Here is a 20,897-nt window from a genome sequence, read left to right on the forward strand (position 1 = left end):
CAAAAGCTAACGGCGGGGGCAAATATCATCTAGGCTGTGGCCAGGGAGTAGTCTGGCCGAGGCCGGCAGGGAGGGACCCATGGAGCTACCCGTTACCGATGGCGCAGCAGCCAAGCCGGTGATACTTCTGGTTGACGACGAGCCCTCGATTCTCAGCAGCCTTCGTCGTCTACTTCGCAACCAACCCTACGAACTCCTCCTTGCCGAAAGCGGTGCCGACGCCCTGCAACTGCTCCAACAACGCCCGATCAATCTGGTGATGAGTGATGCGCGTATGCCAAACATGGACGGGGCAACACTGTTGGCCCACGTACATGAGCGTTTTCCCGACACGTTGCGCATTCTGCTTACGGGTTACGCTGACACGGACACCATCGCGAAAGCCATCAATGATGGGCACATCTATCGTTACATCAGCAAACCCTGGAATGATGAAGAGCTGTTGGTCACATTGCGCCAGGCATTGGCCCACCAACATTCGGAAAGCGAACGAAAGCGCCTGGAACAGCTGACTCAGGTTCAGATCAAGCAACTCAAGGCGCTTAACGAAAGCCTTGAACAGCGTGTAGCGGCGCGCACCGCCGAGTTGCAGCAAACCGCCGACATGCTTGACCTTGCCTATGAAGAACTCAAGCGCAGTTACGTGACCAGCACCGAATTCTTTTCGCAGTTAGGCAACCTGCGTCTGCCCAAGGCCAAGCAGACCAACCGGCAAGTCATAGAACTGATACGGGTGTATTGCACCAGCCATGGGCTGGACGAAGGTAGCTGTCGCAACCTGACCATGGCTGCAGCCCTCTACAACATCGGCAAGATGAGCTGGACCGACAGCATGCTCACCTGCCCTGCCGATCTCATTCCTCCACCAGAGCGCGAACTGTACCGGTCATACCCGAAACAGAGCGAAGCGCTGGTCATGACCCTGGAGCCAATAAAAGAGGCTGCACAACTCATACTTCACCACCAGGAACGCTGGGATGGCAGCGGTTTTCCGGGCCACCTGAAGGGCGCGGCAATTCCACTGGGCGCCCGCTGGTTGAAAATGGCCGTGGATTTCATCGAGTTGCAGCGCGGAATGGTCCTGGATCGCCAGCTCAATAGCGATGAGGCACTGCTCTACATACGCAAGTATGCTGGAAAGCTGTATGACCCAGACCTGGTGGAAGACTTCGTCAACGTCTGTGCCGAGTACATGCGCGACATTACCTTGACCGACCCGGCGATCAAGGTATTGAGCACGCACGAACTGGCAGAGGGTATGATACTGGCGCGCAACCTGAATGCCGACAATGGCATGCTGCTATTGAATGCCGGCAAGGTACTGAACGGTGCGCTGGTGAAAAAACTGATTGCCTTCGAAGAAATGGAAGGTGGCAGATACAACGTGTTCATCAGGGTTCCCGAGCAGGCCGGCAGCCTGCAGCCATCGCCCGCAACGGCAGGCTGACCCCGTTGCGGGCAGGTGCTGAAATCCGTTCGTCATGCATCGTGGCAAGCGGGGTGCCTGGCCGTCCCCGTATGACTGCCGGCACTACTACCAGCCAACGGCTATCCTTCAGGTTTCGGTAGGAGGGCGTATGTGCGGAAGGCTCAGCCAGTACCGTGGCATACATGACTTCGTTGAAACCCTGAGCCTGCCAGAGGCCTGGCGGAACAACGTCGGCGACCAGCCGCTTGGCCGGTACAACATCGCGCCGACCACGCTGGTGGCGGTACTGCGGATGGATGACGCAGGCCCTCGAGCTGACCTGGTGAGGTGGGGGTGGCGGCCGCATTGGGCAACCGATCGCGCTGCGCCGATCAACGCGCGGGTCGAGAAGGTGGCGCATGGCCCATTCTTCCGGGCGATCTGGCCGCACCGGGCCATCACCCCTGTCGACGGCTGGTACGAATGGGTTGATGAAGGTGGGCCGAAGAAACAACCGTACTACATCCGCCGCCAGGATGGGCGCCCTGCCCTTTGCGCCTCGATCGGCCAGTTCACCGGCACCGAGCACGACGGGTTCGTCATCATTACCGCCGACGCTCAGGGCGGAATGGTCGACGTTCACGACCGCCGGCCTGTCGTGTTGTCGCCAGAACTGGCGTACGAGTGGATCGCGGCAGCAATGCCCAGCGAGCGCGCAGAACAACTGGTGCTCAACCTGGGTGAGCCGGCCGAAGCCTTCGAGTGGTACCGGGTGGGTATCGCCGTGGGGAATGTGCGTAATCAAGGTGCCGAGCTGATGAACCCGCTTCAATGAATGGAGGCAAATCCTTTCCGCGCGCTTTGGTATCAGAAATCGACCTGTACGGAACCCGTTTGAACAGCTTGGACAGAAACCACGGGCCAATCACCACTTTCGGGCGACTGCTCATTCCCCCATCACCAACGTCAATCCCGCTCGGCTCTTTGGCTGGCCTCCGGAGGGGAGTACGCCATGCGATACTCGCCAAGTCGACGAAAAGGTGACTGCTTTATCCAGGGCTGAGCCTTGTGCAGAATAAACAGCTGTAAAGCCCAGAAGCCAAGGCAGAAGGTTGTTCTTCCGCCATTCTCCAACGGCATTTCATAAGACAGTGCCACGCCAGCGAACATGATGCTGACAAAGAAGAAACCGCTGGCCAGGGCATTCGCCAGAAAATTGAGCCTGGGCCATTGTTCTGGCAGCAGCTCCAGCGGCCCCAGCGCGATCAGAGCAATGCCGAAAGGCACCGAATACATGATAAATGACGCGGATGGGTCCCCGTATCGCAGGATCGCTATCCACATCGCCAGGCAAACGAACGCTGCCGTCGGAGATCTAGTCGGCTTTATTCGTAAGCCAAACGTCCTGAACCTTCGCAACAAACCCATTACCAATCTCCCTGTTTGGTAAGCGGAGGAAGCATATCACCCCCTTTCAACCAATGACTCCTCCCCGATCAGGCCAACACCTGGAGCATCCATGACGATTGAGTGGACCGCGCGCCAAACGGCGTGCTCAAGGCAAAGCGCATTTCGCCGAATCGCCATTGGTCATCCCGCCCGGGAAGAACGGTGAGCACGTAAAACCAGCACCATCAGTAGCGCCCGATCGTCAAGGGTCCGGGGATCAGATACCGCCCCCGTATAACTGCCGTCGCACCTATGCGACAATGTGCTCAATGTCTGGTCTCAACCCCGCATTCATCGCCCATCAGCTCGGGCATAGCGTGCAGATGCTCTTATCACTCATGCGCGCTGGATTAACTCGTCCAACGACTGGCAGGAGCTGGAAAAGCTCCTGATTGGTCCGAAATGGGTCCGACGCTGCGAAGTAGTCACGTAAGTTATTGATAGGTAAGCCTCTTGATCTCCACCGCCAACATCACCATGCAGTTCGGCTCCAAGCCGCTGTTCGAAAACGTTTCCGTCAAATTCAACAACGGCAACCGCTACGGCCTGATCGGCGCCAACGGTTGCGGCAAGTCGACCTTCATGAAGATCCTCGGCGGTGACCTCGAACCGTCGGGCGGCCAGGTCATGCTCGAGCCGAACACGCGCCTGGGCAAGCTGCGCCAGGACCAGTTCGCCTATGAGGAATTCACCGTGATCGACACGGTGATCATGGGCCACGGCCAACTGTGGAAGGTCAAGGCCGAGCGCGATCGCATCTACTCGCTGCCGGAAATGACCGAGGAAGACGGCATGGCCGTCGCCGAGCTGGAAACCGAATTCGCCGAGATGGACGGCTACACCGCCGAATCACGCGCCGGTGAACTGCTGCTGGGCCTGGGTATTCCGCTGGAACAGCACTTCGGCCCGATGAGCGAGGTGGCTCCGGGCTGGAAGCTGCGTGTCCTGCTGGCCCAGGCGCTGTTCTCGGACCCGGACGTACTGCTGCTCGACGAGCCGACCAACCACCTGGACATCAACACCATCCGCTGGCTGGAGAACATCCTCACCGCGCGCAACAGCACCATGGTGATCATTTCCCACGACCGGCACTTCCTCAACAGTGTCTGCACCCACATGGCCGACCTGGACTACGGCGAGCTGCGCGTGTTCCCGGGCAACTACGACGAGTACATGACCGCTGCCACCCAGGCCCGCGAGCAGCTGCTGTCGGACAACGCCAAGAAGAAAGCCCAGATCGCCGAACTGCAGACCTTCGTCAGCCGCTTCTCGGCCAACGCCTCCAAGGCCAAGCAGGCCACCTCGCGGGCCAAGCAGATCGACAAGATCCAGCTGGCCGAGGTCAAGCCGTCGAGCCGGGTGAGCCCGTTCATCCGCTTCGAACAGACCAAGAAGCTGCACCGCCAGGCCGTCACCGTCGAAAAAATGGCCAAGGCCTTCGACGACAAAGTGCTGTTCAAGGACCTGGGCTTCACCATCGAGGCTGGCGAGCGCGTGGCGATCATCGGCCCCAACGGTATCGGCAAGACCACCCTGCTGCGCACCCTGGTCGGTGAAATGACCCCGGACAAGGGTGAAGTGAAGTGGACCGACAGCGCCGAGGTGGGCTACTACGCCCAGGACCACGCCCACGACTTCGAAGACGACATGACCCTGTTCGACTGGATGGGCCAGTGGACCTCCGGCGAGCAGGTGATCCGCGGCACCCTCGGGCGCATGCTGTTCTCCAACGACGAGATTCTCAAGTCGGTGAAGGTGATTTCCGGTGGTGAGCAAGGCCGCATGCTGTTCGGCAAGCTGATCCTGCAAAAGCCGAACGTGCTGGTGATGGACGAGCCGACCAACCACCTGGACATGGAATCGATCGAAGCGCTGAACCTGGCGCTGGAGAACTACCCGGGCACCCTGCTGTTCGTCAGCCATGACCGTGAGTTCGTGTCTTCGCTGGCCACGCGCATCATCGAGCTGTCGGCTGATGGCGTGGTGGACTTCAGCGGTACCTACGACGATTACCTGCGTAGCCAGGGTGTGCTGGTCTGATTGATGGAGCGGCCTGGCCATCTTGTATGGCTGGGCCGGCCTCTTCGCGGGCACGCCCGCGAAGAATTCACCGCCGATCCACGGGCTGGCACTGCCCGACGAATAATTCGTTAGCCTGCTTTCATTTCTTTCGCGCAACGGCCATGATGGGGCCACGCCCAACCGCCCGCCCGCGAACGAGCCCATGACCGCGCAACAGCCTGCTCCCGCCAGTAACACGCTGCAAATCACTCTGCAGATCCTGTCGATCGTTTTCTACACCTTCATCGCCTTCCTCTGCATCGGCCTGCCGATCGCCGTGCTGCCCAGCCATGTGCATGACCAACTGGGGTTTGGCGCGGTGGTCGCCGGGCTGACCATTGGCCTGCAATACCTGGCCACGCTACTCAGCCGCCCGTTTGCCGGGCGCGTGGCCGATACCCTGGGGGGCAAGCAGGCCATTCGCTTCGGCTTGCTGGGGATTGCCGGCTGCGGGGTGTTGACCCTGCTCTCGGCCTGGACCCTGACGCTTCCGCTGCTGAGCCTGGTGCTGTTGCTCGGCGGGCGCCTGCTGCTGGGCATCGCCCAAGGGCTGATCGGCGTAGCCACGCTGAGCTGGGGCATCAGCCAGGTCGGCCCCGAACACACCGCCAGGGTGATTTCGTGGAACGGTATCGCCTCCTATGGCGCCATCGCCATTGGTGCCCCCTTGGGTGTACTGGCCGTCGACGGGCTGGACTTCAGCGTGCTGGGGCCGGCATTGCTGGTGCTGGCGGTATCTGCCCTGCTGGTACTGCGCAAGCGGCCGGACGTGGTGGTGGTGCGCGGCGAGCGCCTGCCCTTCTGGTCGGCCTTCGGCCGGGTCGCACCGTGCGGTCTGGGCCTGACCCTTGCCTCTATTGGCTACGGTACCCTGACCACCTTCGTCACCCTGTATTACCTGGAGCGCGGCTGGGTGGGCGCAGCCTGGTGCCTGAGTGCCTTTGGCGTGTGCTTCATCATTTCCCGGCTGCTGTTCGTCAATGCGGTCAACCGCTTTGGTGGCTACAACGTGGCGGTCGCGTGCATGGCCACCGAAGTGCTCGGCCTGAGCCTGCTGTGGCTGGCACCGTCGCCGCCGTGGGCGCTGATCGGTGCCGGGCTTACCGGTTTCGGGCTGTCGCTGGTCTACCCGGCGCTGGGGGTTGAAGCGATCAAGCAGGTACCCAGCAGCAGCCGTGGTGCAGGGCTGGGGGCCTACGCCGTGTTCTTCGACATGGCCCTGGCCATCGCCGGGCCGGTGATGGGCGCAGTGGCCGCACATCTGGGCTATGCCTCGATCTTCTGTGTGGCCGCGTTGCTCGCCCTGGCCGGTGTCGGTCTAACGCTGTTGCTGGCGCGGCGCGCCACTCGCGGCTGAACGCTCGGCCGGCTCCGGCGCGCCCAACGCCTGGCTGAAGAACACCGCGGCTTCCTGCTGCAGGGAATGGTGGATGTGCCGACGATCCACACCTGCGGCGTCCTTGCACAGCGCCGGCATCCGCACGGACTGCTCGGCATCGCAATGGGCCATGAACACGAAGTGCCCGGCGCCGGCCAGCAGGCGATAGTCCGGTGTCACCGGCAACTTGCGGGCCAGGGCTTCGGCGTTGCGGTCCACCGCCACCAGCTGGTCGCTGTCGCCACTGTAGATCAGCGCCGGCACCTGCACCCCGGCCAGGGCATGGCGCCCGAACAGCAGGCTGAGCGGTGCCATGAGCATCACGGCCCCCACCCGCTGGTCGGCCTCTGGCACCAGCTCGCTGCGGTCGGCAATCAGTACACCGTGGGTCTTGCAGGCGTCGGCGTCGTCAGGGCGCTCCAGGCAGTACTTGCGCAGGCGGTCCAGGTCTGGGCGCGCGCCTGAGAGGATCAAGGCAGTTTCACCACCGGCCGAGTAGCCGATCACCCCAACCTTGCCACCGTTCAGATAAGGCCCCAGCAAGGCATCATCGCGGGCGGCCGTAATTGCGGCACTCACTTGCAGCGGCCGGCCGTACAGGTTGCTCAGGGTGCCCAGGCGGCTGTGGTCGCGGGCGTTGTCGCCGGGGTGCACCACCGCCACCACGATAAAACCCTGGCGCGCCAGCGACGTCGCCAGGTAATGCAAGGCCAGCGGGCTGCCGGTATTGCCGTGGGACAGCACCAGCAACGGGAACTGGCCCAATGCTACCGGCGCCTCTTCACTCACGTCGACCGGGTAGCCGTCTATCCGGCTGCTGCGGGTCTTGCCAATGGCCGGGTAGAACGCCAGCGCCTGCATGGGCCGGGCATCGACCGGGTCGGCCAGAGTCATGTGGTGCAGGCCGACAACCCAGGGTGCGGCCTCGGCATGGGCCAGAAGGCTACCGAGCAGGGCCAGCGCCAGCATGCAGCGAGAAAGAGTCATCGGCCGGCGGTTCCTTGCAGGGCGAAGAGATAGCCCAGCATAGAACCGCCCTGGGCTGCACAGGATGAAACCTGAATGAAACCGAAGTCATGCACTTCACGCCCGCGCCCTATGCATTTGCGCTTTTCGTCGAACCCGTGGCATAGATGCAGGTCCACGTTTCTACGTGACCGTTTCGCGCCATTTAAGGAGATTCACGCATGAGCAAGCCCGCCTACGTGCCACCCAAGGTCTGGCGCAACGACGCCGCGTCCGGTGGCCAGTTCGCCAGCATCAACCGCCCGGTTGCCGGCCCGACTCACGACAAGGACCTACCGCAGGGCAAGCACCCGCTGCAGCTGTACTCCCTGGCCACGCCCAATGGCGTGAAGGTCACCATCGCCCTCGAAGAGCTGCTTGCCCTGGGCCACCTTGGTGCCGAGTACGATGCCTGGTTGATCCGCATTGGCGAGGGCGACCAATTCTCCAGCGGCTTTGTCCAGGTAAACCCCAACTCGAAGATCCCCGCCCTGCTCGACCGCAGCGTCGAGCCGCCGGTGCGGGTGTTCGAGTCGGGGTCGATCCTGCTGTACCTGGCGGAAAAGTTCGGTGCCTTGCTGCCGAAAGCGCCAGCTGCACGCACCGAAAGCCTGAACTGGCTGTTCTGGCAAATGGGCGCGGCGCCATACCTGGGCGGCGGCTTTGGCCACTTCTATGTGTATGCGCCAGAAAAGTTCGAGTACGCGATCAACCGCTTCACCATGGAAGCCAAGCGTCAGCTGGATGTGCTCGACCGGCGCCTGGCCGAAAGCCGCTACCTGGGCGGCGAGGAATACAGCATCGCCGACATTGCCGTGTGGCCTTGGTATGGCCAGCTGGTACGCGGCAACCTGTATGGCGCGGCGGAGTTCCTGGCGGTGGACGAGTACAAGCATGTGCAGCGCTGGGCCGAGGAGATTGCCTTGCGCCCGGCGGTGCAGCGTGGCACACGGGTGAACCGGACCTGGGGGGATGAGGCCAGCCAGGTGCCGGAGCGGCATGCAGCGGCAGACCTGGACGAATAACACGGCCTCTTGTGGGAGCGGGTTTACCCGCGAATACCGGCGTAGCCCGGTGCCATCCACCGCAGCGCCTGCTTCGCGGGCATGCCTGCTCCCACAAGGCTCGGGCACGGCCGAGGGCTGCTGCTCAGCGAATCTGGTGCTTGTGCAGCAACCGATAGAAAGTCGGCCGCGATATACCTAGCACCTTGGCCGCCACACTCATGTTGTCACTGTGCCGGCTGAGTACATCGCACAGCGCCTGGCGCTCGGCTCGGTGCTTGTACTCTTCCAGCGTGCCCAGCGGTTGCTGTACCTGGTCCAGGGGCTGCAATCCAAGGTCCTGTGCCTCGATTTGCCGGCCTTCTGCGAGCACCAGCCCGCGCCTTACCCGGTTGGCCAACTCGCGGACATTGCCCGGCCAGTCATGCCGGCCCATGGCCGCCAAGGCATGCTCGCTGAACGAGCGCGGTCGACGCCCGGTTTCAAGACTGTAGAAATGGGCAAAATGACTGGCCAGCATCGACAGGTCGCCATGCCGGTCTCGCAGTGGTGCGGTCACTACCTGCAACACGTTCAGGCGGTAATACAGGTCTTCGCGAAAGCGCCCTTGCTCGATGGCCCTTTCCAGGTCCACGTGGGTAGCCGCCAGCACCCTGACATCCACCGGGATCGGCTGGCTGCCCCCCACGCGCTCGATGTGCTTTTCCTGCAGAAAGCGCAGCAGGTTGGCCTGCAACTCCAGCGGCAAATCGCCAATTTCGTCGAGAAACAGCGTGCCACCATGAGCCGCTTCGATGCGCCCGGCCTTGCGCTGATGAGCACCCGTGAAAGCGCCCTTTTCATGGCCGAACAGTTCCGACTGGATCAGGTGCTCGGGGATTGCCCCGCAGTTGATGGCAATGAACGGTTGCTCGCTGCGTTGCGACTGGCGATGCAGGGTGCGGGCCACCAGTTCCTTGCCGGTGCCGCTTTCTCCACAGATCAGCACCGGCGATTCAGTGGGCGCCAGCTTGCCCAGCAGCTTGCGCAGTTCACGGATCGGGCGGCTATCACCGAGCAGTTCGTGGCTCGTTTCATCCACCCTCGCCATCCCTTTGCCGCGCAGGCGCGCCATACCGAAGGCCCGGCCCAGCGTGACCTGAACGCGGGAAACGTCGAACGGCAAGGTGTGGAAGTCAAAGAACCATTCACAAACAAAATCGCCGACGGCCGGCATGCGCAGTTGTTCGGCGCTGAGCACGGCAATCCATTCGGTGTTGCTGCGTTTGATCAAGTCCTTGACCCCGTCCGGGCGCCTCAGGTGCGACGCCTGCAAGCGCAACAGGCCCACATCGCAGGGATGATCCAACGCGGCGTCGAGCATGCAGCTGTGCACATCCCAGCCTGCGCTGCGCAATCCGGGTAACAAACGATGGCAGTCATCGCAGGGGTCGACGATGAGCAAACGGCGTTGGGCGGCAAGCTGCTGCATGACCAATCCTTGGCGCCAGTTTTCAGTTTTTTGAAATAAAACAGTAAGTTGTGGCGCCCGATTAACAGTAGCAACTAAGTTGACGGTTCCCAGTACCGTCTGTCTGCCGAATCATTTTTTTACAATGCGTGACGGGAATTTTCGCACTTTATCGACATCACATGGCGGCATGGGCAAGAACGGATTCGACCTTGGCAAATTTTTTTACAACCAATGTGTGACTCGCCCCCGGACAACGAGCATCAGTACACATAACCCCGCGCTGCACTTCGCGATAACCGAGGCGACTTCGAAGCAACGCGGACTTTAACTGGATGTTTGGGACCATAGAGAGACCGAACCATGAATGCCCCGCTCCGTGTCAACGAAGCACTGCTGATTGCCGACCACGCCTTCGAACCTTTCCAGTGCGTAGCCTGGGATGCACCCAACGGTACTGGTGAACTGAGCCTGGCAGTGATCGACCGGACCAGCACCCGCATCGGCAGCAAGCAAGTGTCTTCGCGCATCTATTCCGACCCGGCCCAGTGGGCCAGCCTGATCGAGGAAGTGCGCGCCGAACTGTGCGAAAAAGGTTACGACCTGCAGCCGTGGTCAATGCCGAAATAATATCGGCCAGCAAACCAAGTGCGTGCGTCGCCACGCACTTGTACAACTTCCGGGTTGCTGTTCTGGCAACTTTTTCTTATTGCGGCATAGTGTCGCACCGGTGCTTTTTCAATCCACCAATCTGAACTGTTGCAGGTGCTGGTAATCCGCCTGAAGTTGCTGCGCCAGGCGCTGCGCACGGCCCAGGCGCACCGGCGCCAGTTCCATGTCCACCAACAGAGTGGCGCACGGCATCGGCTGCACGGTATTCCAGTGTTGCAGGCGACCATCGGTGAACACCAGGCAGCGTAACCCTTCTTCGGGGTGGGCCCGTTGCCGATCCTGCAACCAGTGCCGAGCCTGCTCCAGTGCAGCGATCAACGGCGTGCCACCACCAGCTCCCAAGGCTTGCAGCCACGGTTGCAAGGCGGCCGAGGCCTTCAGGCCGTGGCGCTGCCACTGCGGTGAGCGCCCGCTGGCGGTAAGCAGGGCCAACCGGGCACGTTGGCGGTAGGCTTGGTCGAACAGCGCCGCCAGCAGCCCTTTGGTTTGCGCCAACGCCTGGTGGCGACGGGTCGAGGCCGAAGCATCGACGATTACCAGCCACAGTTCTGCGGGCCTGGCCTGGCGTTGCTGCCAGCACAGGTCCTGGCGCTGGCGTGGCCGGCCCTTGAGCAGGGTCGGCAGCCAGGCCACCCGACCGGCCGCAGCACTGCGCGCCCGGCCTCGGCTGGCACCGTATTGCTTACCTGCGCCTGCTTTGGCATCCGCCCCTTTGGCAGGTGACTGGGGGATGCTCAGGGCTTTTTTGCCCAGTTCGGCACCTCGCGGCGCGCGCCGCTGGCCACAGGCTGCGCCGGCATTGCGCCCCAGTCGCCCTGCCCGCCCTGTTCGCCAGGGTTGCCCGCGCCTTGCCGACCGGGCTGCTGTTCAGGCTGCTGCGGCGCCGCAGGCGGGTTGGCCTGGGGCGAAACGCGGCGGCGATGGCGCAAGGCGAACTCGGCCACTGCATCGACATCGGCCTCCTCGATGGCCTCGCAACCGCGCCAGGCACAGTGGGCGCGTGCGGCGCGCAGCCAGACCAGGTCGGCGCGCAGGCCGTCGACCCCAGCGGCATAGCAGCGTTCGGTGATCCAGGCCAGCGCCTGGTCGTCCAGGGCAATGCCGGCCAGGGCCTGACGCGCCGCCTGGCAGCGCTCGCGCAATTGCGCCTGGGCCTCGGCCCATTGCGCGCAAAAGGCCTGCGGGTCGCTGTCGAAGGCCAGGCGGCGGCGAATGATCTGTTGGCGCGCCTCAGGTTCGGGCAAGCCTTCCAGAGCCACGTTGAGGCCAAAGCGGTCGAGCAACTGCGGGCGCAGTTCGCCCTCCTCAGGGTTCATGGTGCCGATCAGTACGAAGCGAGCACTGTGCCGGTGCGAGATGCCGTCGCGCTCGATGCGGTTGGTGCCGCTGGCTGCCACATCGAGCAGCAGGTCGACCAGGGTGTCGGGCAGCAGGTTCACCTCATCGACATACAGCACGCCACCATCGGCCTGGGCCAGTACCCCTGGGGAGAACTGCGCCTTGCCCTGCCCCAGTGCGGCATCCAGGTCGAGGGTGCCGACCAACCGCTCTTCGCTGGCGCCCAGTGGCAGGGTCACGAACGGCCCCTCACCGAGCAGGTCGGCCAAGCCACGGGCCAGGGTACTCTTGGCCATGCCACGTGGCCCCTCGATCAACACGCCGCCGATCTTCGGGTCGATTGCGGTCAGGCACAGCGCCAGTTTCAGGTCATCGGCACCGACCACGGCCGCCAGTGGAAATTGCACGGGTTCACTCATTTCAAGCCTGTTCCTCGCCGTCGAGCAGTTGTTCCTCGAGGGCTTCACGGTAGTCGCCCGGTGCCTGCCACAGACCGCGCTGCTGGGCCTCCAGCAAACGCTCGGTAAGGTCGCGCAGGGCCTCGGGGTTGTGCTCGCGCATGAAGTCGCGGGTCGCCGGGTCGAGCACGTAGGCATCGGCCAGCGCCTGGTAATGATGGTCGTCGATCAGTTGCGTGGTGGCGTCGAAGGCGAACAGGTTGTCGACCGTCGCCGCCATCTCGAAGGCGCCCTTGTAGCCGTGGCGCTTGGCCCCGTCGATCCATTTCGGGTTCAGCGCCCGGGCGCGGATAACCCGGTTCAGCTCTTCCTTGAGGGTACGGATGCGCGGCCGGTCGGCCTGGCTATGGTCGCCGTGATAACTGGCAACTGCCGCACCGGACAAGGTTTCCGACGCCGCCAGCATGCCACCCTGGAACTGGTAATAGTCGTTGGAATCGAGCAGGTCGTGTTCGTGGTTGTCCTGGTTCTGCAGCACCGCCTGCACCTTGGCCAGGCGCTGGGCGAACTGGGCTCGGGCCGGGGTTCCGTCGTCGCTGGCGCCGTAGGCATAGCCGCCGTGATTGAGGTAGACCTCGGCCAGGTCGTCGCGGCTGTGCCACAGGCGCCCGTCGATGGCGTTCTGCACCCCGGCGCCGTAGGCCCCGGGCTTGGCACCGAACACCCTCCAGCCAGCCTGGCGCGCGGCCTGCTCGGCGTCCACGCCCTGCGCCTGCAGCGCGGCACGCTCGCTACGCACGCGGGCGGCCAGGGGGTTGAGATCCTCGGGTTCATCAAGTGCGGCTACCGCCTGCACTGCGGCATCGAACAGGCGGATGAGGTTGCCGAAGGCATCACGGAAAAAGCCGGAAACGCGCAAGGTCACGTCCACCCGCGGGCGGTCGAGCAGGCTGAGCGGCAGGATCTCGAAATCGTCGACCCGCTGGCTACCGGTGGCCCACACCGGTCTCACGCCCATCAGCGCCATGGCCTGGGCGATATCATCACCGCCGGTACGCATGGTTGCCGTGCCCCACACTGAAAGGCCGAGTTGGCGCAGGTGATCGCCGTTGTCCTGCAGATGGCGCTCCAGGATCAGGTTGGCGGAGGCGAAGCCCAGGCGCCAGGCGGTGGTGGTGGGCAGGTTGCGCACGTCCACGGTATAGAAGTTGCGACCGGTGGGCAGCACGTCCAGGCGACCACGACTGGGTGCGCCACTGGGGCCGGCGGGCACGAAACGCCCGGCCAGCGCCGCCAGCAGGCCATCCATTTCGGCGCTGCCGCAAGCGTCCAGGCTGGGTGCCACCGATTCTCGCAGCGTCCGTACCACATCGTGCACAGGCTGCCATTCGCTCTGGGCAGGTAAATGCACGGTGCCGCACAGCGCCTGGTCGATCAACTGCAGCGCCAACAGTTCGAGGCGTTCGCGGGTATCGCCAAAGGTGCGCCAAGGCTCGCTGCTCATGGCCTGCAGTTGTTCCGGGCGTGGCCCTTGCCACGGCTGGCCTAGTTCGCAATCGAGCGGATCGAAGCCTGGCACCAGCGCCTTGGCCAGGGCCCGCAACAGGCTGGCATTGCCACCGCGACCGTCGCCACGCTCGACCCTTAACAGCGCCAGCAAGGTATCCAGCCGCAGCCGGCCTTCCGGGGACTGGCCGAACACATGCAGGCCATCGCGAATCTGCGATTCCTTCAGGTCGCACAGGTAGGTATCCAGGCGTGGCAGCCACACGGCGGCATCGTCCAGCTGGCCTTCCAGCTGCAGTTCACGGTCAATGTGATTGGCCTTGACCAGTTCGAGAATGTCGCGCTGCAACTCGCGAGCGCGCCGCGGGTCGAGCAGCTGCGCTTCGTAGAACTCGTCGGCCAATTGCTCCAGGTGGCGCAACGGGCCGTAGGTTTCGGCACGGGTCAGCGGCGGCATCAGGTGGTCGATGATCACCGCCTGGGTGCGGCGCTTGGCCTGGGCACCCTCGCCCGGGTCGTTGACGATGAACGGGTAGATGTTCGGCAACGGGCCGAGCAAGGCGTCCGGCCAGCACTGCGCCGACAACCCGACGCCCTTGCCGGGCAGCCATTCGAGGTTGCCGTGCTTGCCGACATGGATCACCGCGTCGGCGGCAAAGGCATGGCGCAGCCAGAAGTGAAATGCCAGGTAGCCGTGGGGTGGTACCAGGTCCGGGTCGTGGTACACCGCGCTGGGGTCCACCTGGTAACCGCGCGCCGGCTGGATGCCGACAAAGGTCAAGCCAAAGCGCAGGCCGGCCACCATCAGCCGGCCACTGCGGTACATCGGGTCCTGCTGCGGCGGCCCCCAGCGTTCCAGCACGGCCTGGCGGTTTGCCTCTGGCAGGCGCTCGAAGGCGGCCTGGTAGTCGGCCAGGCTCAGGCTCTGCGCGCAGGGGCGCAGGTCCAGCTGGTCGAGGTCGTTGGTCACGCCACCGAGCAACTGATGGATCAGCTGCGTGCCGCTGCCCGGCAAGTCGGCCAGCGGATAGCCTTCGGCCTGCAGGGCCTTGAGTATGTTCAGCGCGGCCGCTGGCGTGTCCAGGCCAACGCCATTGCCAATACGGCCGTCCCGAGTCGGATAGTTGGCCAGCACCAGGGCTACGCGCTTCTGCGCATTCGGCAGGCGCGCCAGCTCGACCCAGCGGCGGGCCAGTTCGGCGACAAAGTCCATGCGCTCGGGGTGGGCGCGGTAGCAGACCACATCGGACTGGCTGCGTTCGCTGCGCCAGGCCATGTCTTTGAAACTGACCGGGCGGGTGATGATGCGCCCGTCCAGTTCGGGCAGGGCAATGTGCATGGCCAGGTCACGCGCCCCCAGGCCCTGCTCGCTGGCTTCCCAGCCAGGCTGGTTGTCTTGTGCGCAGATGGCCTGCAGTACCGGAATGTCACGACGGAACGGGCGCAGGTTGGGGCGCTCGGGGCTGGACAGGGCAAAGCCGGTGGTGTTGACCAGCACTTCGGCCCCCGCCTCGTCCAGCCAGGCTTCGACCTGCTCCAGGCAGGCACTTTCCTTGAGGCTGGCCACGGCGATCGGCAATGGGTTGAGCCCGGCCGCCTGCAGGCGCTGGCAGAACACATCGATGAACGCGGTATTGGCCGCCTGCAGGTGCGAGCGGTAGAACAACAGTGGCGCCACCGGCTGCTCGGGGTGCCACTGCGGGTACCAATCCTCCAGCGTGGCGCTGCCCTTGGCCGGGTGATACACGGCAGTGCGCGGCAGCGGCTGCGGCTCGTCCCAGGCATAGTCGCGGCCCAGCCACTGGCTGGCCAGGCAGTTGAACAGGTTGATGGCGTTGGCCTTGCCGCCCTGGCGCAAGTAGTGCCAAAGGCGTTCGGCCTGCTCGCCGCTGACACTGCCCAGGCTGGTCAGCTCCGGGTCCGGGCGGTCGTCACCCGGCACCAGGATCAGCTGCACGCCACGGCCGGCCAGCTCGACCAACTGCTCGACGCCATAGCGCCAGTAGCCGACACCACCGTGCAGCGACACCAGGATGACCTTGGCATGGCGCAGCACCTGGTCGACGTACAGGTCGACCGAGGCATGGTTCTGTACCTGCATCGGGTTGGCCAGGCGCAGGCTGGGGTAATCCTCGGGCAATTGCTCGGCGGTATCGGCGAGCAATGCCAGGTGCGAATCGCCGCTGCAGAGAATCACCAGCTCGGCGGGCGTCTGGCCGAGGTCGGCAATGCTGTCATCCGGCACGAAGCCGCCGGGCTGGGTCCGCAGCAGGTGCATGGGTCAGGCGCCCAGTGCCTGGCGTAGGCGCGCTTCCAGCTGGGCGGCGTCAAGGTCCTGGCCAATCAGCACCAGGCGGGTGATGCGCGGCTCGTCGGCGCGCCAGGCGCGGTCGAAGTGCTTGTCGAAACGGGTACCCACGCCTTGCACCAGCAGGCGCATCGGTTTGCCCGGGATGGCAGCGAAGCCTTTGGCGCGCAGGATGCCGAACTCCACCACCAGCTGGGTCAGGGCATCGAGCAGCAGGCTTTCGTCGGCTTCGGGCAGGTCGATGGAGATGGAGTCGAAGGCGTCGTGGTCATGATCGTCATGGTCATCACCGTCATGGTGGGAATCATGGTGGGTACGGCGACCATCGATGTGCGCCTCGGACTCGGCGCCCACACCCAGCAGCACCTCCAGCGGCAGCTTGCCGCTGCTGGCCTCGACAACCTTGACCGCCGGAGGCAGTTCTTCGGCCACCTCGGTGCGGACCTTGGCCAGGCCTGCAGCGTCGATCAGGTCGGCCTTGTTCAGCACCACCAGGTCGGCGCTGGCCAACTGGTCGGCGAACAGTTCGTGCAGTGGCGACTCGTGGTCCAGGTTGGGGTCGAGCTTGCGCTGGGCATCGACCTGGTCCGGGTAGGCGGCGAAGGTGCCGGCGGCCACCGCAGGGCTGTCGACCACCGTGATCACCGCGTCGACGGTGCAGGCATTGCGGATTTCTGGCCACTGGAAGGCTTGCACCAGCGGTTTGGGCAGGGCCAGGCCGCTGGTTTCGATGAGGATATGGTCCAGGTCGCCACGGCGTGCCACCAACTCGCGCATCACCGGGAAGAACTCTTCCTGCACGGTGCAGCACAGGCAGCCGTTGGCCAGCTCGTAGACGCGGCCGGTGGCTTCTTCTTCGGTGCAACCGATGCTGCACTGCTTGAGGATTTCGCCGTCGATGCCCAGCTCGCCGAACTCGTTGACGATTACCGCAATGCGGCGGCCCTGGGCGTTGTCGAGCATGTGGCGCAGCAAGGTAGTCTTGCCCGAGCCGAGGAAGCCGGTGACGATGGTGACGGGGAGCTTGGCCAGTGTTTTCATGTCGCATTGCCCTTGGCAGATTGGCGCGGGCATGCAGGACGACAGCCGCAGGCCAGGCCGGCCGGGCTTGTTCGCCACCGGATCACCCCGCCCGGTTGAAAGTCGAAAACGTGACGAGGCAGGTCTCCTGGCTCGCACCGTTCCATGTGCCCGCTGGTGCAGCAGGCTGGCGGGATGACGCCTTCCCGCGCGCGAGCGCAGTGGCTGTGTCGATCCGTTGTCGGTGCTTACAGTTGCGGGGGCAGCCGCGGCTTGTACCGCGTTCCCGTCTTAGCTTCGGCCTGGCCGAAGAACCTCGAAGTGGCAAGGCTACGCAGTGGCTGGCGGGTGGTCAACCATTGGCTCGCCTCGATTCTTGTAGCGCCTGTGAGATCGAGCGCCGCGCGGGCGGCGCTTCGCAGCACAAGGCTGCTCCTACATCTGTTTCGGGCCAATTATTCCTGAGGCAAAGGCGCGCGGCCCCTTGGTGTCCACCTCGATATCGTGCCGGACAAACAAGGCGGTCGCGCGCATTGGTACAGGCGTTACTGGCCCGAAACAAATGTAGGAGCAGCCTTGTGCTGCGAAGCGCCGCGCGGGCGGCGCTCGATCTCACAGGCCCTGAAAATGTTGTGGCGAGCACCTCGCAGCCCCACTGCAATACCTGCGCCGTGCCGCAATAAATGCATTGCAGGCTATCAATTCGTGACTGGCCGTTCCCGATCTGCCACGGATGTATTATGGTGGCGTGGTGCGCATATAACAGCAGCCCGAGCAATCGGGCACTTGCAAGACAATGAGGGTGTCATGAGCAACGAAAGCATTAATTGGGACAAGCTGGGTTTCGACTACATCAAGACCGACAAACGCTACCTGTCCGTATGGCGCAATGGCGAGTGGGACAAGGGCACCCTGACCGAAGACAACGTACTGCACATCAGTGAAGGCTCCACTGCCCTGCACTACGGCCAGCAGTGCTTCGAGGGCCTCAAGGCCTACCGTTGCAAGGACGGTTCGATCAACCTGTTCCGCCCGGACCAGAATGCCGCCCGCATGCAGCGCAGCTGCGCCCGCCTGCTGATGCCGCAGGTGCCGACCGATGTGTTCATCGAGGCGTGCAAGCAAGTGGTCAAGGCCAACGAGAAGTTCGTGCCACCGCATGGTAAAGGCGCCCTCTACCTGCGCCCGTTCGTGATCGGCACCGGTGACAACATTGGCGTGCGCACCGCCCCCGAGTTCATCTTCTCGATCTTCGCCATCCCGGTTGGCTCGTACTTCAAGGGCGGCATGAAGCCGCACAACTTCCAGATCTCCAGCTTCGACCGCGCAGCCCCGCAAGGCACTGGCGCGGCCAAGGTCGGTGGCAACTACGCCGCCAGCCTGCAGCCGGGTGCAGAAGCGAAGAAAGCCAACTTCGCCGACGCCATCTACCTCGACCCGCTGACCCACACCAAGATCGAGGAAGTCGGTTCGGCCAACTTCTTCGGCATCACCGCCAACAACGAGTTCGTCACCCCGAAATCGGCTTCGGTGCTGCCGGGCATCACCCGCCTGTCGCTGATGGAACTGGCGCAATCGCGCCTGGGCCTGACCGTGATCGAAGGCGATGTGGAAATCAACAAGCTGGACCGCTTCATCGAAGCCGGCGCCTGCGGTACCGCTGCGGTGATCACCCCGATCGGCGGCATCGAGTACAACGGCAAGCTGCACGTGTTCCACGACCTGGAAAAGGTCGGCCCGGTTACCCAGAAGCTCTACAACGAGCTGACCGGTATCCAGAGCGGTGACGTGGAAGCACCGGCTGGCTGGATCGTCAAGGTTGCCTGAGGCGCTTTAACGTTTTGAAAAACGGGGCATGCCAGCGATGGCATGCCCCTTTTTATTGGGTGCACCGGCTGCACCGGTGTTCGCGGCTAAAGCCGCTCCCACAGGTACAGCGCAAGCCTGAAGCCTGCGCCATCCCTGTAGGAGCGGCCTTGTGTCGCGAAAGGGCTGCGAAGCAGCCCCAGGATATCCGCGCAATGCACAAATCGAGGAGCAGCGCAGGCTGGTGGTTTTCATGCAAGGCGACGCTGCATCAGCAGGTGCCGGGCTTTGTCGAAAACCCAGTTGTACAGCACGGTGTAGGGCAGGATGATCACAAAGAAGCCCAACTCCACCATGAACGCCTGCAGCAACGAAATCTCCAGCATCCACGCCGCCACCGGCAGGCACCACACCACCAGCCCGGCTTCGAAGCCCAGGCCGTGTGCAAAGCGTGCGCTGGCCTTCCAGTGGATGCGCTCGGCTTGCACGTAGCGGTCGACCAGCGCGTTGTAGACCATGTTCCACAGCATGGCGATCACCGAGAGGGTCACCGCCAGCGCCCCCGCCGTCGCCAGCGACTTGCCCATGATCCAGGACAACAGCGGCGCACATAGCAGCACGGCGAACACTTCATAGCCGACGGCGTGAACCAGGCGTTCGCTGAAAGAGACATTTTTCATTGCAGATTCCATCCAGTGCGTGAGTCGTGCTTCCTATTTTCTTTGATAGAACTGATACTCGCGACATAGCTACCATCGATTTTATCAATACCATGCGCTACTCACCCGAAGCTCTGGTCGCCTTTGTCGAAGCCGCATCGCTGGGTTCGTTCTCCGCTGCGGCGCGCAAGTTGCGCAAAAGCCAGTCCACCATCAGCATTGCCATCGCCAATTTCGAGGCCGATGTGGGTTGCCCGTTGTTCGAGCGTGGCGGTCGCCACCCTACACTGAACGAGGCTGGGCGGCAGGTGCTGAGCCATGTGGAGGCGATTCTCGATGCCAGCGCCCAGCTCGATGCCCTGGCGGTGCGGCTGGCGGAAAACATCGAGGCACTGGTCTCGGTGGTGATGTCGGACAGCTACAGCGTGACCTTCCAGGGCGCGGTGATGGCCCGCTTCGCCCAGCACTACCCGCATACCGAGCTGCGCTGCGGCCCGTCGGAAGATGCCGATGTGATCGAGCTGATCCAGCAGGGCCTGGCACACGTCGGCATTCTTGCCACCCAGCCCAGCTACCCCGCTGACGTTGCCGTGGCACGCTTGCCCGAGCAGGCAGAGTTTGGGGTGTACGTGGCCAGCGGGCATCCGTTGGCGGCTTTGCCCCAGGTGCAGACGCAGCACCTGGAGAACGTCCGGCAGCTGTATATCAAGACCTATGCTCCCAGCCTGCACCACGGTCGTGGCCAAGCCTGGTCGGCACCGGACTACCTCACCTTGCTGGAGTTCGCCGTGCGCGGGTTCGGCTGGGCCGAACTGCCCAGGGCGCTGGTGGCACGGTTTGGCAGTGGGCTGATAGAGTTGCAGGTCGCGGGCTATCCACGGCGAGTGAATATGGACGTGGCCTGGTCCAGCCGGCGCGCGCTGGGGCCCGCGGGGCAGTGGCTGGTGCGGCAGATGCTGGAAAATAGTCCGCAATGAAATTCTATTCAGAAGCAATATGAAACATGGAACTACTCGCGAACAAATTATTGACCCAATACAAATATCTATTCATTGGATGAAGTCCGCTTAATTGTTCTCACCGCCACTTTCTTGATGAAGCCAACTGCTGCCCGTGGAATGCTCGGAAAACAGATTTTAATGCAAATGCGATACTGCTCCGCTCTGCCTTGCGCCCATTCCCACTTGGCACGCGATTCTACCTTCTTCAACCGTCATATCGGGAAACCTATACTCGTTCATCTCGTTCAGCACGGCGAACTTGACCCGCACAGCTTGGTCAGCCTGCTTAGCTCTCCCCAAGTGATTTCCAGGCAGCCGCATGCTTAACGCCACTGGAGTCCTGCATTGGATGAAGACGACTCTGTAACGTGTGTCACCCATGTACAATCCGGGGGAGATGGAGGCGAAATTTATCACCTGAAATGTTTCACCAG

General features: G+C 63.2%; 16 protein-coding genes and 1 riboswitch. Of the genes, 8 read left to right on the plus strand and 8 right to left on the minus strand.

Going from position 1 to position 20,897, the window contains the following annotated elements:
- Positions 1-79: 79 nt before the first annotated feature.
- Both nosR and IMX18_RS12005 read left to right on the plus strand, forming a co-directional pair.
- On the plus strand, positions 80-1,447 hold the full coding sequence (nosR, locus tag IMX18_RS12000) for a response regulator c-di-GMP phosphodiesterase, NosR family (RefSeq protein ID WP_217190563.1): 1,368 nt from the start codon (positions 80-82) through the stop codon (positions 1,445-1,447).
- 130 nt (positions 1,448-1,577) lie between these two features.
- The gene (locus IMX18_RS12005; protein ID WP_217190561.1) at positions 1,578-2,243 is read left to right on the plus strand and encodes an SOS response-associated peptidase; all 666 of its coding nucleotides are present in this window, start codon (positions 1,578-1,580) and stop codon (positions 2,241-2,243) included.
- 131 nt (positions 2,244-2,374) lie between these two features.
- On the opposite strand, the gene IMX18_RS12010 is transcribed toward IMX18_RS12005, so the two are convergent.
- Positions 2,375-2,704, minus strand: a complete 330-nt coding sequence (locus IMX18_RS12010; RefSeq protein ID WP_224765924.1) for a hypothetical protein — start codon at positions 2,702-2,704, stop codon at positions 2,375-2,377.
- Between the two features lie 606 nt (positions 2,705-3,310).
- Here IMX18_RS12010 and IMX18_RS12015 point away from each other — a divergent pair.
- Positions 3,311-4,897, plus strand: coding sequence for an ABC-F family ATPase (locus tag IMX18_RS12015; RefSeq protein ID WP_013972511.1), 1,587 nt, complete (start codon positions 3,311-3,313; stop codon positions 4,895-4,897).
- Positions 4,898-5,081: 184 nt separating this feature from the next.
- Complete coding sequence (locus IMX18_RS12020; protein WP_085719956.1) at positions 5,082-6,275, plus strand: MFS transporter; 1,194 nt, start codon at positions 5,082-5,084, stop codon at positions 6,273-6,275.
- Here IMX18_RS12020 and IMX18_RS12025 read toward each other — a convergent pair.
- Entirely contained in the window at positions 6,237-7,283 is a 1,047-nt protein-coding gene (locus IMX18_RS12025; RefSeq protein ID WP_015270209.1) for an alpha/beta hydrolase family protein, read from the minus strand. The two genes, IMX18_RS12020 and IMX18_RS12025, sit on opposite strands and share 39 nt — an antisense overlap.
- Before the next feature lie 200 nt (positions 7,284-7,483).
- Here IMX18_RS12025 and yghU point away from each other — a divergent pair, with 200 nt between their 5' ends.
- Positions 7,484-8,326, plus strand: coding sequence for a glutathione-dependent disulfide-bond oxidoreductase (yghU, locus tag IMX18_RS12030; protein ID WP_013972508.1), 843 nt, complete (start codon positions 7,484-7,486; stop codon positions 8,324-8,326).
- 124 nt (positions 8,327-8,450) lie between these two features.
- On the opposite strand, the gene IMX18_RS12035 is transcribed toward yghU, so the two are convergent.
- Complete coding sequence (locus IMX18_RS12035) at positions 8,451-9,776, minus strand: sigma-54 dependent transcriptional regulator (RefSeq protein ID WP_015270208.1); 1,326 nt, start codon at positions 9,774-9,776, stop codon at positions 8,451-8,453.
- 342 nt (positions 9,777-10,118) lie between these two features.
- Between IMX18_RS12035 and IMX18_RS12040 the strand changes: the two genes are divergently transcribed.
- The gene (locus tag IMX18_RS12040) at positions 10,119-10,385 is read left to right on the plus strand and encodes a hypothetical protein (protein ID WP_013972506.1); all 267 of its coding nucleotides are present in this window, start codon (positions 10,119-10,121) and stop codon (positions 10,383-10,385) included.
- Between the two features lie 108 nt (positions 10,386-10,493).
- Here the strand turns inward: IMX18_RS12040 and IMX18_RS12045 are convergent, their stop codons facing one another.
- From IMX18_RS12045 to cobW, 4 genes are all read right to left on the minus strand, one after another.
- A complete protein-coding gene (locus IMX18_RS12045) occupies positions 10,494-11,060 on the minus strand; it encodes a vWA domain-containing protein (protein WP_015270207.1) in 567 nt (188 codons plus the stop codon).
- Positions 11,061-11,161: 101 nt separating this feature from the next.
- A complete protein-coding gene (locus tag IMX18_RS12050; RefSeq protein WP_054572553.1) occupies positions 11,162-12,184 on the minus strand; it encodes a magnesium chelatase ATPase subunit I in 1,023 nt (340 codons plus the stop codon).
- A 1-nt stretch (position 12,185) separates the two neighbouring features.
- Positions 12,186-15,947, minus strand: coding sequence for a cobaltochelatase subunit CobN (gene cobN, locus IMX18_RS12055; protein WP_217190558.1), 3,762 nt, complete (start codon positions 15,945-15,947; stop codon positions 12,186-12,188).
- 3 nt (positions 15,948-15,950) lie between these two features.
- Entirely contained in the window at positions 15,951-17,018 is a 1,068-nt protein-coding gene (gene cobW, locus IMX18_RS12060; RefSeq protein WP_015270204.1) for a cobalamin biosynthesis protein CobW, read from the minus strand.
- Between the two features lie 100 nt (positions 17,019-17,118).
- Positions 17,119-17,331, minus strand: a riboswitch (cobalamin riboswitch).
- 473 nt (positions 17,332-17,804) lie between these two features.
- On the opposite strand from cobW, the gene IMX18_RS12065 reads away from it, so the two are divergent.
- Entirely contained in the window at positions 17,805-18,824 is a 1,020-nt protein-coding gene (locus tag IMX18_RS12065) for a branched-chain amino acid aminotransferase (protein WP_013972500.1), read from the plus strand.
- Positions 18,825-19,054: 230 nt separating this feature from the next.
- Here IMX18_RS12065 and IMX18_RS12070 read toward each other — a convergent pair whose 3' ends face one another.
- Positions 19,055-19,483 (minus strand): multidrug/biocide efflux PACE transporter, encoded by a 429-nt coding sequence (locus IMX18_RS12070; protein ID WP_102084222.1) that lies wholly within the window; start codon positions 19,481-19,483, stop codon positions 19,055-19,057.
- A gap of 92 nt (positions 19,484-19,575) precedes the next feature.
- Between IMX18_RS12070 and IMX18_RS12075 the strand changes: the two genes are divergently transcribed.
- Positions 19,576-20,439, plus strand: coding sequence for a LysR family transcriptional regulator (locus IMX18_RS12075; RefSeq protein WP_217190556.1), 864 nt, complete (start codon positions 19,576-19,578; stop codon positions 20,437-20,439).
- Positions 20,440-20,897: the final 458 nt, after the last annotated feature.

It is taken from the genome of Pseudomonas shirazica (genome assembly GCF_015168335.1).
Taxonomy (GTDB): Bacteria; Pseudomonadota; Gammaproteobacteria; order Pseudomonadales; family Pseudomonadaceae; genus Aquipseudomonas; species Aquipseudomonas asiatica.

Bases quoted from the DNA above. Each gene is read 5' to 3' on its own strand.
- nosR (WP_217190563.1), top strand. From the start codon at position 80: ATGGAGCTACCCGTTACCGATGGCGCAGCAGCCAAGCCGGTGATACTT.
- IMX18_RS12005 (WP_217190561.1), top strand. From the start codon at position 1,578: ATGTGCGGAAGGCTCAGCCAGTACCGTGGCATACATGACTTCGTTGAA.
- IMX18_RS12010 (WP_224765924.1), bottom strand. From the start codon at position 2,704: ATGTATTCGGTGCCTTTCGGCATTGCTCTGATCGCGCTGGGGCCGCTG.
- IMX18_RS12020 (WP_085719956.1), top strand. From the start codon at position 5,082: ATGACCGCGCAACAGCCTGCTCCCGCCAGTAACACGCTGCAAATCACT.
- IMX18_RS12025 (WP_015270209.1), bottom strand. From the start codon at position 7,283: ATGACTCTTTCTCGCTGCATGCTGGCGCTGGCCCTGCTCGGTAGCCTT.
- yghU (WP_013972508.1), top strand. From the start codon at position 7,484: ATGAGCAAGCCCGCCTACGTGCCACCCAAGGTCTGGCGCAACGACGCC.
- IMX18_RS12035 (WP_015270208.1), bottom strand. From the start codon at position 9,776: ATGCAGCAGCTTGCCGCCCAACGCCGTTTGCTCATCGTCGACCCCTGC.
- IMX18_RS12040 (WP_013972506.1), top strand. From the start codon at position 10,119: ATGAATGCCCCGCTCCGTGTCAACGAAGCACTGCTGATTGCCGACCAC.
- IMX18_RS12050 (WP_054572553.1), bottom strand. From the start codon at position 12,184: ATGAGTGAACCCGTGCAATTTCCACTGGCGGCCGTGGTCGGTGCCGAT.
- cobN (WP_217190558.1), bottom strand. From the start codon at position 15,947: ATGCACCTGCTGCGGACCCAGCCCGGCGGCTTCGTGCCGGATGACAGC.
- cobW (WP_015270204.1), bottom strand. From the start codon at position 17,018: ATGAAAACACTGGCCAAGCTCCCCGTCACCATCGTCACCGGCTTCCTC.
- IMX18_RS12065 (WP_013972500.1), top strand. From the start codon at position 17,805: ATGAGCAACGAAAGCATTAATTGGGACAAGCTGGGTTTCGACTACATC.
- IMX18_RS12070 (WP_102084222.1), bottom strand. From the start codon at position 19,483: ATGAAAAATGTCTCTTTCAGCGAACGCCTGGTTCACGCCGTCGGCTAT.
- IMX18_RS12075 (WP_217190556.1), top strand. From the start codon at position 19,576: ATGCGCTACTCACCCGAAGCTCTGGTCGCCTTTGTCGAAGCCGCATCG.